The sequence below is a fragment of the Bradyrhizobium ingae genome (assembly GCF_055791185.1).
This window is the reverse complement of sequence record NZ_JBVUBB010000005.1, coordinates 75,376-89,270: the sequence shown is the minus strand read 5'-3', so window position 1 is coordinate 89,270 and position 13,895 is coordinate 75,376. Positions and strand designations below refer to the sequence as shown.

The following is a 13,895-nucleotide window of genomic DNA, read 5'->3' as shown; positions in this document are numbered from 1 at the left end:
CTTCGCCAGGGAGCGGACATCTTGAACGGCGATCCAAAGCTGGAGCGGATTGCCAAGGGCAACGCGCTGGCACTTTGCGCTACGGGAACATGGACCGCGAGCTTCGCGCCGGCCCTCGAGCGGATGGTGGCTGACGCCGAGAAGCTCGCCGGCAGCGGGCCGAACATCTTCATCGACGTCTCCGAAGTCGCCAAGCTCGACACCTTCGGCGCCTGGCTGATCGAGCGGCTGCGCCGCAGCCTGACGCAAGACGCAGTCGAGGCCCAGATCGCGGGGCTGTCGGCCAACTATTCGAGCCTCGTCGACGAGGTGCGGCGGGTCAAGGCGACGCCGGTCATCGAGACGGGCGCTATCACCATCACGGGCATGCTGGAGCAGATCGGCCGCGGGGTCGCCGGCCTCACCTCGACCGTGACCGATCTCGTCGACATGCTCGGTGCGGTGCTCGCAGCCAGCGGTCGCGTGCTGATCCGTCCGCGTTCCTTCCGCCTGACCTCGACCGTGCATCATCTCGAGCAGGTCTGCTGGCGCGCAGTGCCCATCATCGTGCTGATCACATTCCTGATCGGCTGCATCATCGCGCAGCAGGGCATCTTCCATTTCCGCAGGTTCGGCGCCGACATCTTCGTCGTCGACATGCTCGGCGTGCTGGTGCTGCGCGAGATCGGCGTGCTCTTGGTTGCGATCATGATCGCCGGACGTTCGGGCAGCGCCTACACCGCCGAGCTCGGCTCGATGAAGATGCGCGAGGAGATCGACGCGCTGCGCACCATGGGGTTCGATCCGATCGAGGTGCTGGTGCTGCCGCGCATGCTGGCGCTGGTGCTGGCGCTGCCGATCCTCGCCTTCCTCGGCGCGATGGCGGCGCTCTATGGCGGCGGGCTCGTCGCCTGGCTGTATGGCGGCGTCGATCCCGAAGCCTTCCTGCTGCGCTTGCGTGATGCGATCTCGATCGATCATTTCATCGTCGGCATGGTGAAGGCGCCGGTGATGGCTGCGGTGATCGGTATCGTCGCCTGCGTCGAAGGCCTCGCCGTGCAGGGCAGCGCGGAATCGCTGGGTCAGCACACCACCTCCTCGGTCGTGAAGGGCATCTTCTTCGTCATCGTCATGGATGGCGTATTCGCGATCTTCTTTGCATCGATCGGGATGTGATGATGGTAGGCGAAATTCAGGACCCCATCATCCGCGTCCGCGACATCACCGTGCAGTTCGGGTCGACGCGCGTCCTCGACGGGCTGAACCTCGACGTCAAGCGCGGCGAGATCCTCGGGTTCGTCGGCCCCTCCGGCGCAGGCAAGTCGGTGCTGACGCGCACCATCATCGGCCTCGTCTCGAAAGTTGCCGGCCGTATCGAAGTGTTCGGCGTGGATCTGGATTCGTCCAATAGCTCGCAGCGCCGCGGCGTCGAACGGCGCTGGGGTGTGCTGTTTCAGCAGGGGGCGCTGTTCTCCTCGCTGACGGTCCGGCAGAACATCCAGTTTCCGATGCGCGAATATCTGAAGGTCTCGCAGCGCCTGATGGACGAGATCACCATGGCCAAGCTCGCCATGGTGGGCCTGAAGCCGGAGGTCGCCGAGCGCTTCCCGTCGGAGCTGTCGGGCGGCATGGTCAAGCGTGTCGCGCTGGCCCGTGCGCTGGCGCTAGATCCCGAGCTCGTCTTCCTGGACGAGCCGACATCGGGCCTCGATCCGATCGGCGCCGGCGATTTCGACGAGCTGGTGAGGACGCTCCAGCGCACTTTGGGGCTGACCGTTTTCATGGTAACGCACGACCTCGACAGCCTCTATACAGCTTGCGACCGCATCGCCGTTTTAGGGAACGGTAAGATCATTGCTGCAGGGTCGATCGCCGACATGCAGGCCTCGCAGCACCCCTGGTTGAGGCAGTATTTCCATGGCAAGCGCGCCCGCGCGGTCATGAGCTGAATATCCGGAGCACTTCATGGAAACGCGGGCGAATTACGTGCTGATCGGGTCGTTCACGCTGGCGGTGATCGCCGCGGCTATCGGCTTCGTGCTGTGGTTCCAGTCGCTGCACACCACCAAGCAGCGCAGCCCTCTGCGCGTCGTGTTCGAGGGCCCGGCGGCGGGCCTGCGCAACGGCGGCAGCGTCAATTTCAACGGTATCAGGGTGGGCGAGGTGGTCTCGGTGAAGCTCGACAACCCGCGTCGGGTTGTCGCACTCGCCATGGTCGAGAACAACGCCCCGATCCGCAAGGACACCCTGGTCGGCCTCGAATTCCAGGGCCTGACCGGCGTCGCCGCAATCTCGCTGAAGGGCGGCGAGGAGGCGGCCCCCGCGCCGCCGCTCGACGAGGACGGCATCCCGACGCTGACCGCCGATCCCAACAAGCTCCAGGACGTCACGGAAGCGATCCGCGGCACGCTGCAGAACATCAACAAGCTCGTCGCCGACAACCAGGAGTCGGTGAAGAAATCGCTGAAGAATCTCGAGACGTTCACCAACTCGCTCGCGCGCAACTCCGAGCGTATTGACGCGGTCATGGGCAAGGTCGACGGCGTGATGCTGAAGGCCGACAGTCTCATGCTCGGCCTCAACACGCTGGCTGGCGGCAAGGACGGCGGCGAGCTGTTCCAGGCGGTGAAGTCGATCCGCGAGCTCGCCGATGATTTCGACAAGCGCTCCGGCGCGTTGATGTCCGACGGCCGCCGCACCCTCGGCGATATCAGCCGCGCCGTGAACAACTTCGACCGCAACCCGACCCGCGTCCTGTTCGGCGCCAGCAACAGCAGCGCGCAACAGGCTCCGCCGCCGGCCGAGCCGCCGAAGCCCGCGCCCGCGCCCGCGAACGAGCGCAAGCGGCAGTAGCGGCACAGTGCTTCCCGGACGTCGTCCTGGCGAACGCCAGTACGACATCGAATGTGTGGTGGATCGTTGTCCTCAATGAGGGCTCAAACAAAAACGGAGGCCGTGAGGCCTCCGTTTTCATTTCGCTATTCGAAGAGCCTTGCCGTTTATCCCAGCCGTCCTGCCGCATGCGCGAGCAGGGTGTAGACCAGGCCCGTCTCCGAGGTCAGGTGGCTGCGCAGCTCCTGCGGGCTGCGGCCGTCGCGGGCGACTTCGTCGAGCAGGCGTTCGAACTCGGCGATGTAGCGGTCGACCGTGCCCTTGAAGTTGCGGTCGGCGCGATACTTGCGGGCGACCTCGTCAAAGGCCTTCTGGCCGGCGGGCGTGTAGAGGCGCTTGGTGAAGGCCTTGTTCTCGCCACGCTGGTAGCGGTCCCACATCTCGGCCGCGAGGTTGCGGTCCATCAGCCGGCCGATGTCGAGCGACAGCGACTCCAGCGGATTGCTGTTGCCTTGCGGGGCCTGCGCCGGCGGCGGCTGCGGCGGGCGGCCGCGCGGTGCCTCTCGGCCCGCCGGAGCTGCCGGGCCGGTATCGGCGCGGTTCAAGAGGTCCGACAGCCAGCCGTCGCGGCTCTGGTCGTTGCCGGCCGGTGCGACCGGCGGGGCCTCGGTGCGGCGCGAGGCCGGCACGCCGAGATCCGGCGGCGGCAAGGTCGACGCGCTGCCGGTGTCACGCATGCGCGTTTCGGTGCCGCGGCTGACGGCGGTCGCCAGCATCGGTTCTTCCTGACGCGCAACCGAGGCGCGGCCCGCGGTCGTGACGTCGAGGCCACGGCCGTGCTGGGCGACAATGCGGTTGAGCTCGGCGAGGGCCTCGATCTGGTCGACGATCACCTTGCGCATCTGCGCGGTGCTCTCGGCGGCCTCCTGCGGCATCTCGAGCACGCCGCGGCGCAGCTCGTTGCGGGTGGCCTCCAGCTCGTTGTGCATCTCGAACGCCATCTGCTTCATGCTGGCGACGAGGTTGCCGAACTTCTCGGCCGACTGCTTGAACATCGTGTCCGCCTCGTCGGTGGTCTGGCGATAGATGTCGTGCATGGCGTCGATGGTCTGGCGGTGCTCCTCTTCGGAAGCCGCGCGCACCGCCTCGAACTGCCGGGTGATCGCGGCAGATCCCGCGCCGGCGGTTTCCGCGACGACGCGCGCGATGTCGCGGGCGCGCTCCTCGGCCGCGGCAAGCGATTCATCGAGCAGGCCGGTGAAGCGCGACAGCCGCTGGTCGAGATCGGCGGTGCGCAGGTCGATCGTGGTGACCAGCGATTCCAGCGCCTGCTTGCGCTCGGCGAGCGAGGCGGTGGTGTTCTTGTTGCTCTGCTCGACGACGGCTGCGGCATCGACGAGCGCCTTGCCGTGCGCGTCGAACTGGGTCGAGAGCTCGCCGAGGTCGACCAGCGCCTTCGTGGTCTTGGTGTTGAAGACGTTGAGCTGCTCTTCGAGGTTCTGCGTCGCAGCGCCATTGCGCGCGGTGACGTCGTTCATTGCCGAGACGAAGTCGGCAACGCGGGTCACCAATGCACGCTCGAGCGAGTTGAGGTTGTCGTGGGCTCCGGTCAGCACCTCCTGGAGGAGGATGTTGCCTTCGCGCAGGCGCTCGAACAGGGCGACGGTATCGGTGCGCAGGATCTTGCTGGTCTCCTGCATCTCGGTGACCGCCGCGATCGAGACCTGGCGCGACTGGTCGATCGCCGCGCGCGAGGCCTGCTCGAGGTCCCTGAGCGACTTGTTAACCGCGCCGGTCGCGACTTCGCTGGCCGCGTTGATGGTGCGTGCGACCTCGTTGCCGTTGCCCGACATCGACTGCGAGAACGCCTGGCCGCGCGTCTCGATCGACTTCAGCGCGTCGGAAGTGACGCGGTCGATGTCGAGCGTGAGCTGGCTGGTCTTCGAGCCGATCGCGTCCACCAGCGTGCCGCGCTTGGCGTCGATCAGGTTCGACAGGCGGTCGGCCTGCTGCTGCACATAGGTGACGATCTCGTCGGTCTTGGCCGTCATGGCCTGGCCGAACGAGCCGCTGGCGGCGAGCACCGAGCGCTCGACGTCTGCCGAGCTCGACTTGACCCGCGAGCTCGCCTCGTTCGAGGCTGATATCAGCGCGTTCTGCGCGTTGAGCGCGCTGGTCTGGATGTCGTTGGTGGCGTTCGAGGTTGCCGTGCCGAGCGCCCGCTCGATGTCGGTCGAGATCGCGCGGATCTGGCTTGCCGCATCAGCCGACGTTGCGGTCAGCGAGGATTGCGCCTCGCGTGCGCTGTTGAGGATCGCCGACGCGGTATCGGCGCCGACCGCGGTGAGCGTCCGCTCGATGTCTGAAGACAGCGACTTGATCTGGCTTGCCGCTTCCGAAGTGGCGGTGACGAGCGATCCTTGCGCGTCGCGGACGCCGACCGTGAGCGCCTCGATGGTGGCGCCGCCGGCCATGGCCAGCGAACGCTGCATCTCTGCGGCGAGCGATTTGACCTGGCCGGTCTGCTCGGCCGAGACCGCGAGCAGGGTGCTCTGCGCGTCACGGGCGCTGGTCGTGATCGTCTCCGCGGTCGACTGGCCTGCCTGCGACAGCGAGCGCTGCACTTCGGCGGCAAGCGACTTCACCTGGCTCGCCGCATCCGAGGACGCAGTGACGAGGGTGTTCTGCGCCTCGCGCGCGCCGGCCGTGATCGTCTCGGCCGTCGAGGTGCCGGCCATCGAGAGCGAGCGCTGCACGTCGGAGGACAGCGCCTTGATCTGGTTCGACGTCTCGGTCGAGGCCGCGATCAGCGTGCTCTGTGCGTCGCGCGCGCCGGCGGTGATGGCTTCGGCCGTCGTGCTGCCCGCCAGCGACAGCGAGCGCTGCACGTCGGCCGTGAGCGTCTTGACGTGGTTGGCGGCATCGGAGGAGGCGGTGATGAGGGACGTCTGCACCTCGCGTGCGCCGGCCAGGATCGAGGCCGCGGTGGCCGAGCCGGCCGCCGACAGGGTGCGCTCGACGTCAGCCGACAGGGACTTGATCTGGTTGGAGGCTTCGCCCGATGCGGACACCAGGGTCGACTGCGCCTCGCGGGCGCTGGTCAGGATCGAGTTCGCAGCACCCGTGCCGACGGCGGTCAGCGCGCGCTCGACCTCGGACGAGGTCAGCTTGAGCTGCGCATTGACGTCGGACGAGGTCGCCTTGAGCTGAGCGTTGACGTCGGACGATACGGTCATCAGCGACTGCTGGGCCGTCCGGGCGCCGGTCTGGATGGTCTCGCTGGTGTTGACCACGAGGTTGGTCAGCGAGCGTTCGGCGTCCTCGACATGCGAACGGATGGTGGTGGAGATCATCTCCGCGCGCGACATCAGGTCGTCGCTGGCCTGGCGTCCGCTGCTCTCGATGCGGCCGGCCACGGCTTCGACCCGCGAGCCGAGCAGGTCCTCGAACTGCGCAACGCGCACGTCGATGTCGTTGGCGACCGAGCCGACCTTGGTCTCGATAGCCTGGTGGATTTCCTGGAAGCGCGCGGCGACCGTGCTGGCGAGAAGCGAGCTGCGGCCATCGATCGTCTCGGTCACCCCGCTGATGCGGCGGTCGACGGCTTCGATCGCCTGCGCGGTGCCGTCGGACAGGGTCGAGGTCAGCAGCGTCAGCCGCGAGTCGACCGACTGCACCGCCTGCGCCGCCGTGTTGGTCAGCGAGAGCGTGAGGTCGGTGAAGCGCGTATCCATCGATTGCAGCGCGTGCGCCGCGCCGCCCGTCAGCGACGTGGTCAGGTGCGTCAGGCGGGCGTCGATCGACTGGATCGCCTGGGTCGCGCCGTCGGTCAGCGATGCCGTGAGGTGAGTGAGGCGCGAGTCGATCGACTGGATCGCCTGCGATGCACCATCGGTCAAGGACGTCGAGAGCGCGCCGAGGCGGTTGTCGATCGTCTCGGTGACGGACTTCGAGCGCGTGTCGAACGACTGCTCCAGCGCGACGACCCGGCCGCCGAGCTGATCGTCGAAGGTCTTGATATGGCCTTGGATCACACCGTCGAAGTTGGCGAGCTTGCTGTTGAGCGAGCCGTCAAGATTGGTGACGCGCTCGCCGAGCGTGGTTTCGAACTGCACCAGGCGCTGGTCGAGCGCCGCGGTGATCTCGCCGCCGTTCGAGGTGAGGCGGGTGTCGAAATTGTCGACATAGTTCTTCAATGTCTCGGCAATGTCGGCCGTACGCTGGCCCATCCGCTCGACGATGTCGCCGCCGAAGGTCTTCACCGTGCGGTCGAACTCGGAGATGTGGCGGGTGATCAACGCGCCCAGCGTGCCGGAGTCGCGGGCGAACCTCTCCACGAGGTCGGCGCCCTGGTTTTTCACCAGCTCGTCGAATGCGCTCATCTGCAACGACAGGGAGTCGTGCGCAGTCTCGGTCTGGCTCACGACCTTGGCGACCAGCGTGTTGACGGTGGCATCGAGCGCATCGCTCGCCTTGTCGCCGCTCGTCATGATGTGGCCGGCGAGGCGGTTGCCGGCGTCGTCGATCTTGGCGGACAGGTCGTTGGAGCGCAGCTCGAGCTCGAGCAGGAGCGAGTCGGAGGAGTTCTTCAGGGAGTCGTGGACCTGCTCGGTACGCTCGGAGATGCCGTCGACGATCGCGGACGAACGCTGCTCGAATTCACCGGTGATGCGATCGATGCGCTCGTTGAGCATCTCGTGGACGCGGTCGGCGAGGTCGACGAACTCGTCGTGGACGTGACCGGTCTTGAAGTTGAGGCTGGTGGTCAGCCGCTCGCTGGCGTCGAGCACCGCGCGCGTGGTCTCGTTGCTGGCTTCCTCGAGGCGGTCGAGCAGGTCGCCGCCGCGCTCGCCGAGCGCGAGGATCATGTTGTCGCCGGCGTTGCTCAGCGCCTGCGTGATGTGGGCGCCGCGCTCTTCCAGGGCGCCGGTGATGGATTTTGCGACCTCGTCGACGCGCGAGGCGATCGCGTCCGAGATCAGTGCGATGTCGTGGCGCAGGTCGATCTGCACGCCGGAGATGGCGCTGCGGACCTGCTCGGCCTGGCCGACCAGGTTGTCGCGCTGATGCGCGATGTCCTGGAGCAGGGCGCGGATGCGAACTTCGTTGTCGCTATAGGCGCGCTCGAGGGCGGCGACTTCGTTCGCGACCAGTGTCTCCAGCTCGCCGGCGCGCGCGATCGCGCGCTCGATACCGTCGCCCATCGCCGCGACCTCGCGGCGGATGGCCTGGCCGACGGTGACCATCGAATCGGAGGCCGAACCTTCCGGCTCGGAGAAGCGGATCGCGACCTGCGCCATGGCCTGCGCGATCATGCGCATTTCCTGGCCGCGCCAGACAAGGCTCGCGAGGAAGTAGAACAGCATGATGGGCGCAAAGAACATCGCGACCAGGCCCGCGATCACCAGCACGCCGCCGCTCTGGCCCATCGCCGCATGGATCGAGGGCAGGAAGCCGACGGTCAGCGCGGCGCAGGCCGCAAGCCAGATGCCGGCGAAGACGGTTGCGAAGGTGTAGACGCTGCGGGCAGGGCGGCCCTTCTGAAGCGCCTGCAGGAGCTGGCCGATGGTCTCGCGGTCGTCATTGGCGGCCCGGCGGGGCGTGCGCGGCTCCTCGATCGGGTCGAACACCGGACGCTCGGTCGCGGCGGAGCGCGCCTCGAAGGTCGGCTCGTCGAACGCGGGGGGCGCCGGCGGCATCGGAGGCACATTCTCGGTGCGCACGGCAGAGGCGCGGCTGGTATCAGCGGCCGTATCGCTAATGTTCAGGGCTTCCTGGATAGCAGAAAGCGCGACTTCCGTGGGGTCTTTGACCTTCTTGGGAGTGTTCGCCATGTTCAGTCTGAGCCCTCGTTACTTGTACACGTCCCCGCGAGGCCTGCGTGTTCCGCAAGCCCACAGACCGGTTCATGCCGCTTGCGCGGATCCAATCGCCGTCTTCCACCCCGGACGGCTTGTCCGCCAATTTCCGCAACATCCTATTGGCAGAGCGCAGCGAATGAAATGGTCGCGATTAAGACAATCTTAATCATCGTTAACAGGATCGGGCCGTAAGGCCTTAGCAATAAATGAATTTCCCCACGGAACTTAGTCGATTGCGGCAACTTTTCGTCAATATGCGGGCGGAATTGGGTAAAACAGGTCTAACGTTCCATTAACCATTTCCGTGGTTGGGTGGGTGCGAAAGCTTCGCCGCCGGACTGGCGCGTTGCCAGTAATGCCGGGGCCCGCACATGACGCCAGATCTGCAACGGATGGACTGGATGCCCTCGCCGCCGCTTGCTCCGCTCGACCCCCTCGATCTCGACCATCTCGCGCGCATGACCCTCGGGGATGCCACGCTGGAATCCGAGGTGCTCGCGATGTTCGCGGAGCAGTCGAGCCGGCTGATCTCGGCGATGGCGGCGCTTCCCGCAGACGCATCCGCGCTGGCGCACAAGCTGAAGGGCTCGGCGCGCGGGATCGGCGCCTTTGCGGTGGCGGATGCCGCCGCTGAGCTCGAATGCGCGATCCGGACCGGCGACAACCCGACCCGCGCCTTCGCCGTGCTGAAGGAGGCGGTCGCAGAGGCCCGCGAAGCGATCGAGGCGATCCTGCGCCGCGCCTGAGCGCAATCCCAGGATTTTGCAAAGCCCAGTTCTGAGGTGATCAGAACCGGGCTCAAGCCTCTTGTTCTGACGCGTTTTCTTCAGGCGAACCGGGCTTCACTTCGCTCGAAAACGCTATGGCGCGGTGCCAAGCGACCCGTTATAGGACAGCGCGGACCCTCCCTCATTCCCAAGACTCCGGCAGCACGAGCACACATGGCCAAAATCCACTATGTCGATCACAAGGGCGAAACCCGCACGGTAGACGTCGAGAACGGCGCGACCGTGATGGAAGGCGCCATCCGCAACGCCATTCCCGGGATCGAGGCCGAATGCGGCGGCGCCTGCGCCTGCGCGACCTGCCACGTCTATGTCGACGAAGCCTGGCGCGAAAAGGTCGGCAGCCCGACGCCGATGGAAGAGGACATGCTCGACTTCGGCTTCGACGTGCGCCCGAACTCGCGCCTGTCCTGCCAGATCAAGGTGTCCGACGAGCTCGACGGGCTGGTGGTGTCGACGCCGGAACGTCAGGCCTGACGGCATCCTGGCGGCGCATCATCTCTTCGGAAAACCGCTGCACACTTTGCGCTAACGCGGCCCTCCGGGTCCGGATCATGCGCTGCTAGAGCTTCGGCAACGCGACCTCGATGCCGCGCTTGTGCCAGGGTCTGAGCTTCTCGATGACCTCGGCGGTGAGAGGGGTCGGTCGCCGCGAGGCCTCGTCGATGAGGACGCCGACCGACATCGCGGAGGCAATGCATGTGCCTTCGCAGAACACGACCTGCTCGAAGGTCACCGACGTCCGTCCCAGTTTCACGACGCCGAGCCCAAGCTCGATCGTGCCCGGCCAGTGCAGCTCGGCGCGGAAATGGATGTCGAGCCGCACCATGATCCAGGCGAGCCCCGACGGTGTCAGCCCGATCTTCGGGTCCTTCATCAGCGTGACGCGGCCGGTCTCGAAATAGGTGGCGTATACCGCGTTGTTGACGTGCTGGTTGGGATCGAGATCGCCGAAGCGCACATTGTCGCTGAGGCGATAGGGGAAATCCGCAAGTCGCGGCGCTGAATCCAGGCGGCTTGGTGCATTCACCGGTTGATCTCCGTCATATCCTGCGCCGTTACAGCTCAGTTATCCTGCCCCGGCAAGTAGCCCTGCCGGCAGGCGGCCAATGCTTTTATGCCTTCCCTGGGCCGTTCCTGTTGGCTAGACAGGAACTGCCCTTTCCGTTGCCTGCCGGGCGCCGTCCAACCGATAACGACCGATAAAGAGACGACATGAGCGACGCGATCAAAACCGATGTGCTGATTATTGGCGCCGGCCCTTGCGGTCTGTTCGCCGCCTTCGAGCTTGGCCTTCTCGACATGAAGGCGCATTTCGTCGACATCCTCGACAAGGTCGGCGGCCAGTGCGCCGAGCTCTATCCGGAGAAGCCGATCTACGACATTCCCGGCATTCCACACATCTCGGGGCAGGGCCTCACCGAGGCGCTGATGGAACAGATCAAGCCGTTCCATCCGACCTTCCACCTCGGCGAGATGGTCGAGAAGGTGGAGAAGATCGGCGATCCCGCGTTCCGCGTCACCACCGATGCCGGCAAGGTGTTCGAATGCAAGGTGGTGGTGATCGCCGCCGGCGGCGGCTCGTTCCAGCCCAAGCGTCCGCCGGTGCCCGGGATCGAGGCCTATGAAGGCACGTCGGTGCACTACTCCGTGCGCAAGATGGAGCAGTTTCGCGACAAGGAGATCTTGATCGTCGGCGGCGGTGATTCCGCACTCGACTGGACACTCAATCTGCACCCGCTCGCCAAGCGCATCACGCTTTTGCACCGTCGCGATGAATTCCGTGCCGCGCCTCACAGCGTCGAGCAGATGCGTGCGCTGGTCGCGGGCGGCAAGATGGATCTGAGACTCGGCCAGGTCACTGCGCTCTCGGGTAGCGACGGCAAGCTCGCCGGCGCCACGATCAAGGGGAACGACAACAGTGTCACCGAGATCGCCTGCGACACTATGCTGCCGTTCTTCGGGCTCACCATGAAGCTTGGCCCGGTTGCGAACTGGGGCATCGCGCTGGAGAACAATCTGGTGCCGGTCGAGACATCCGCGTTCGAGACCAACGTGCCCGGCATCTTCGCGATCGGCGACATCAATACCTATCCGGGCAAGATCAAGCTGATCCTGTGCGGTTTCCACGAGGGCGCGCTGATGGCGCAAAAAGCCCATCGTTACGTCTATCCGGAGAAGCGGCTGGTGTTCCAGTACACGACGTCTTCGTCCAGCCTGCAAAAGAAGCTCGGAGTCAACTGATCCGAGCCGTAACGAGGAGGGACGTGCCATGTTTCTGGTGCTGGAACCCTTCGCGAAATAGCCTTAGTCTGCGGCCATTCCAGTCGTGGGTTAGCCAGGTGATCATAATGCGGAATATCTTTTCCAGCTTCCGACTGCTCTCGCTCGTCGCGCTCGGTCTCGCGCTGTCGCCGGCGATGTCGCAGCCCGTTGCAGCGCAGGCCCAGCAGCCAACGGCTGCGGGCCTCTGGCAGAAGATCGAGGACGGCAAGCAGGTCGGATGGTTTCTCTTCATCGACCACAATGGCGTCTTTGAAGGCGTGATCGCGAAGACCTTCCCGCGTCCGGGCGATGATCCCAACGAGGCCTGCACCAAATGCACGGATGATCGCAAGAACGCACCGGTGCTCGGCCTGTCCTTCGTGCGCGACATGAAGCGCGAGGGTCTGAAGTACGAAGGCGGCAACGTGCTCAATCCGCGCGACGGCAACATCTGGAAGGCCAACATGAAGGTCAGCCCGGATGGTCAGACCCTCACCTTGCGCGGCTATCTCGGCATCTCGCTGCTCGGCAAGGACGAGAGTTGGACGCGACTGCCCGACACCTACATCGCGCAGGTCGATCCCGCGATCGTGGCAAAATATCTCCCTGCACAAGCCGCTGCCGCCAAGCCGCCCGCGCCTGCCGCGAAGAAGGGCGGCGCGATGATGGCGCCGATGAAGCAGTAGAGCGCGGCGTCGCCGCGCAGTCTTATCGATTCATAACGGACCTCTCGGAGTACTGGATCGCCCGATCAAGTCGGGCCATGACACCGAGGGTATGACACGCTCGCGCCCCAACCTCGTTATTGCTTCGCTGCGTTAGTAATGACGGCGGAGGGTCCGCCATCTCCATCTTCCAACCGACATCTCCAGTCGCAGACATGCAGGCGCGTTCTCGCGGCCTGGTCGCGTGATGGGAATGCGGTCCTGTTTGACTGCAGGCGTATGAGTCCAAAGACGCATGCCGCCCGTGTCCCCAACAGTAGTTCCCCGGAATGCGCTTTGGCGCCGGTTTTGCATAGTGGTCGGGAAAGCTGCTGGGGGAGCGAATCGCTATTTCTCCACGTCTGCGCGGTTCGCAGCGGACGAATAGTGGCGCTTGCGCCCCGCGGCGGACACCGACCCGCGGAGACGAAGGAATGTTTGCAAGACATTGTGCCGCACTCGTGCTTGGCGTGATCGTGCTGGCCCCGTCGGCGTTCGCGCGCGACGACGGGCGCTATTCCCATTCACCGCTCAAGCCCTGGTTCGAGAGCCTGCACAGCCAATACGGGCAATGCTGTTCGGATGCCGACGGCTACGTCATCGCCGACGTCGATTGGGAATCCGACAACGGCCATTACCGCGTGCACATCGACGACGAATGGGTCACGGTGCCTGACGGGGCCGTCATCACCGAGCCGAACAAGATCGGGCGGACGATGGTGTGGAAGCACTATGTCGACGGCCATCCGCGTGTGCGCTGCTTCATGCCGGGCAGCATGACCTGAACGTACACGCGACGGGTTTCTGTTTGGTTGCCATCGCGCATCCGCGCTAGAACCGCAATCTCACGCTGCCGAGCAGCACTGTGTGGTCGTGCAACGCGCGCCGATTGATATCGGCGCGCGTATGCGTGGAAGTGAAGGTGGCGTGATGTGCGACGATATCGTCGTCTAACGCTGCTCGCTCGTCGTTGTCGCGCTCGCGACCACCCTGACGTGCGGCGACAGCACCGCGATCTGCGCGGGCGAGGCGGGCATGCCTTCGATGGTCAGCGTCGGAGTGGCCGCCTGCTCCTGAACGTTGACGGCGCCGAGCAGCTGGACCTGCGTCGCCGAAATCGGAAATGACTTCACTTCGTAAGAGGGAAGCTCGCCGGCAAATGCGCCGGCAGTGCTGGCAATCATTGCGCCTGCAACGGCCATCATCGAAAAAATCCGCATCTCAATTCTCCTTGGGAAGATCAGCAATCGGAGGATTGGTCGCGAGAACGCCATAACAGGTTCGCGAATCTGGGAAACGCGAGCACCGATATTTGGTTGCGAGACATGAAGCGCGACGAAGCAATTCGGAAACGCGCCGCTGTTGTGTTTCAGGACTGTTTCGCGGAAGTCTCGTCGCATGCGACGAGGTACCGGTCGGCGAGAGCAATTACACACGCCCGGAATGGCCTCTCATCGCGTGGTACCGCA

The 13,895-nt window shown here is 65.2% G+C and carries 11 protein-coding genes; 8 read left to right on the top strand and 3 right to left on the bottom strand.

Annotated elements, in window-relative coordinates; genetic code table 11:
* Positions 1 to 21: 21 nt before the first annotated feature.
* Genes ACV1FX_RS09540 through ACV1FX_RS09530 form a run of 3 tightly spaced genes read left to right on the top strand, consistent with a single transcriptional unit; the run spans position 22 to position 2,832 of the window.
* On the top strand, positions 22 to 1,155 hold the full coding sequence (locus tag ACV1FX_RS09540) for an MlaE family ABC transporter permease (RefSeq protein WP_473117297.1): 1,134 nt from the start codon (positions 22 to 24) through the stop codon (positions 1,153 to 1,155).
* Between the two features lie 2 nt (positions 1,156 to 1,157).
* A complete protein-coding gene (locus ACV1FX_RS09535; RefSeq protein ID WP_473117296.1) occupies positions 1,158 to 1,928 on the top strand; it encodes an ABC transporter ATP-binding protein in 771 nt (256 codons plus the stop codon).
* Positions 1,929 to 1,944: 16 nt separating this feature from the next.
* Positions 1,945 to 2,832 carry an MlaD family protein gene (locus ACV1FX_RS09530; protein WP_473117295.1) on the top strand — a complete coding sequence of 296 codons (888 nt, stop codon included), beginning with the start codon at positions 1,945 to 1,947 and terminating at the stop codon, positions 2,830 to 2,832.
* Positions 2,833 to 2,978: 146 nt separating this feature from the next.
* Here the strand turns inward: ACV1FX_RS09530 and ACV1FX_RS09525 are convergent, their stop codons facing one another.
* Positions 2,979 to 8,645: an apolipoprotein A-IV repeat region-like domain-containing protein gene (locus ACV1FX_RS09525; protein WP_473117294.1), complete on the bottom strand. Its 5,667-nt coding sequence runs from the start codon at positions 8,643 to 8,645 to the stop codon at positions 2,979 to 2,981.
* Between the two features lie 398 nt (positions 8,646 to 9,043).
* Between ACV1FX_RS09525 and ACV1FX_RS09520 the strand changes: the two genes are divergently transcribed.
* Entirely contained in the window at positions 9,044 to 9,418 is a 375-nt protein-coding gene (locus ACV1FX_RS09520) for an Hpt domain-containing protein (RefSeq protein ID WP_473117293.1), read from the top strand.
* Between the two features lie 195 nt (positions 9,419 to 9,613).
* Positions 9,614 to 9,934 (top strand): 2Fe-2S iron-sulfur cluster-binding protein, encoded by a 321-nt coding sequence (locus ACV1FX_RS09515; protein ID WP_473117292.1) that lies wholly within the window; start codon positions 9,614 to 9,616, stop codon positions 9,932 to 9,934.
* Between the two features lie 85 nt (positions 9,935 to 10,019).
* Here the strand turns inward: ACV1FX_RS09515 and ACV1FX_RS09510 are convergent, their stop codons facing one another.
* Positions 10,020 to 10,487 carry an acyl-CoA thioesterase gene (locus ACV1FX_RS09510; RefSeq protein ID WP_473117291.1) on the bottom strand — a complete coding sequence of 156 codons (468 nt, stop codon included), beginning with the start codon at positions 10,485 to 10,487 and terminating at the stop codon, positions 10,020 to 10,022.
* Positions 10,488 to 10,672: 185 nt separating this feature from the next.
* Here ACV1FX_RS09510 and ACV1FX_RS09505 point away from each other — a divergent pair, with 185 nt between their 5' ends.
* The 3 genes from ACV1FX_RS09505 (at position 10,673) to ACV1FX_RS09495 (ending at position 13,211) form a co-directional block, all read left to right on the top strand.
* Positions 10,673 to 11,701, top strand: a complete 1,029-nt coding sequence (locus ACV1FX_RS09505; protein WP_473117290.1) for an NAD(P)/FAD-dependent oxidoreductase — start codon at positions 10,673 to 10,675, stop codon at positions 11,699 to 11,701.
* A 107-nt stretch (positions 11,702 to 11,808) separates the two neighbouring features.
* The gene (locus ACV1FX_RS09500; protein WP_473117289.1) at positions 11,809 to 12,408 is read left to right on the top strand and encodes a DUF2147 domain-containing protein; all 600 of its coding nucleotides are present in this window, start codon (positions 11,809 to 11,811) and stop codon (positions 12,406 to 12,408) included.
* A gap of 452 nt (positions 12,409 to 12,860) precedes the next feature.
* On the top strand, positions 12,861 to 13,211 hold the full coding sequence (locus ACV1FX_RS09495; protein ID WP_473117288.1) for a hypothetical protein: 351 nt from the start codon (positions 12,861 to 12,863) through the stop codon (positions 13,209 to 13,211).
* A 165-nt stretch (positions 13,212 to 13,376) separates the two neighbouring features.
* On the opposite strand, the gene ACV1FX_RS09490 is transcribed toward ACV1FX_RS09495, so the two are convergent.
* Positions 13,377 to 13,646 (bottom strand): hypothetical protein, encoded by a 270-nt coding sequence (locus tag ACV1FX_RS09490; RefSeq protein WP_473117287.1) that lies wholly within the window; start codon positions 13,644 to 13,646, stop codon positions 13,377 to 13,379.
* Positions 13,647 to 13,895: the final 249 nt, after the last annotated feature.

Excerpts from the sequence above, each read along its gene's own strand:
- ACV1FX_RS09535 (WP_473117296.1), top strand. The coding sequence starts at position 1,158 with ATGGTAGGCGAAATTCAGGACCCCATCATCCGCGTCCGCGACATCACC.
- ACV1FX_RS09530 (WP_473117295.1), top strand. The coding sequence starts at position 1,945 with ATGGAAACGCGGGCGAATTACGTGCTGATCGGGTCGTTCACGCTGGCG.
- ACV1FX_RS09525 (WP_473117294.1), bottom strand. The coding sequence starts at position 8,645 with ATGGCGAACACTCCCAAGAAGGTCAAAGACCCCACGGAAGTCGCGCTT.
- ACV1FX_RS09520 (WP_473117293.1), top strand. The coding sequence starts at position 9,044 with ATGACGCCAGATCTGCAACGGATGGACTGGATGCCCTCGCCGCCGCTT.
- ACV1FX_RS09515 (WP_473117292.1), top strand. The coding sequence starts at position 9,614 with ATGGCCAAAATCCACTATGTCGATCACAAGGGCGAAACCCGCACGGTA.
- ACV1FX_RS09505 (WP_473117290.1), top strand. The coding sequence starts at position 10,673 with ATGAGCGACGCGATCAAAACCGATGTGCTGATTATTGGCGCCGGCCCT.
- ACV1FX_RS09500 (WP_473117289.1), top strand. The coding sequence starts at position 11,809 with ATGCGGAATATCTTTTCCAGCTTCCGACTGCTCTCGCTCGTCGCGCTC.
- ACV1FX_RS09495 (WP_473117288.1), top strand. The coding sequence starts at position 12,861 with ATGTTTGCAAGACATTGTGCCGCACTCGTGCTTGGCGTGATCGTGCTG.
- ACV1FX_RS09490 (WP_473117287.1), bottom strand. The coding sequence starts at position 13,646 with ATGCGGATTTTTTCGATGATGGCCGTTGCAGGCGCAATGATTGCCAGC.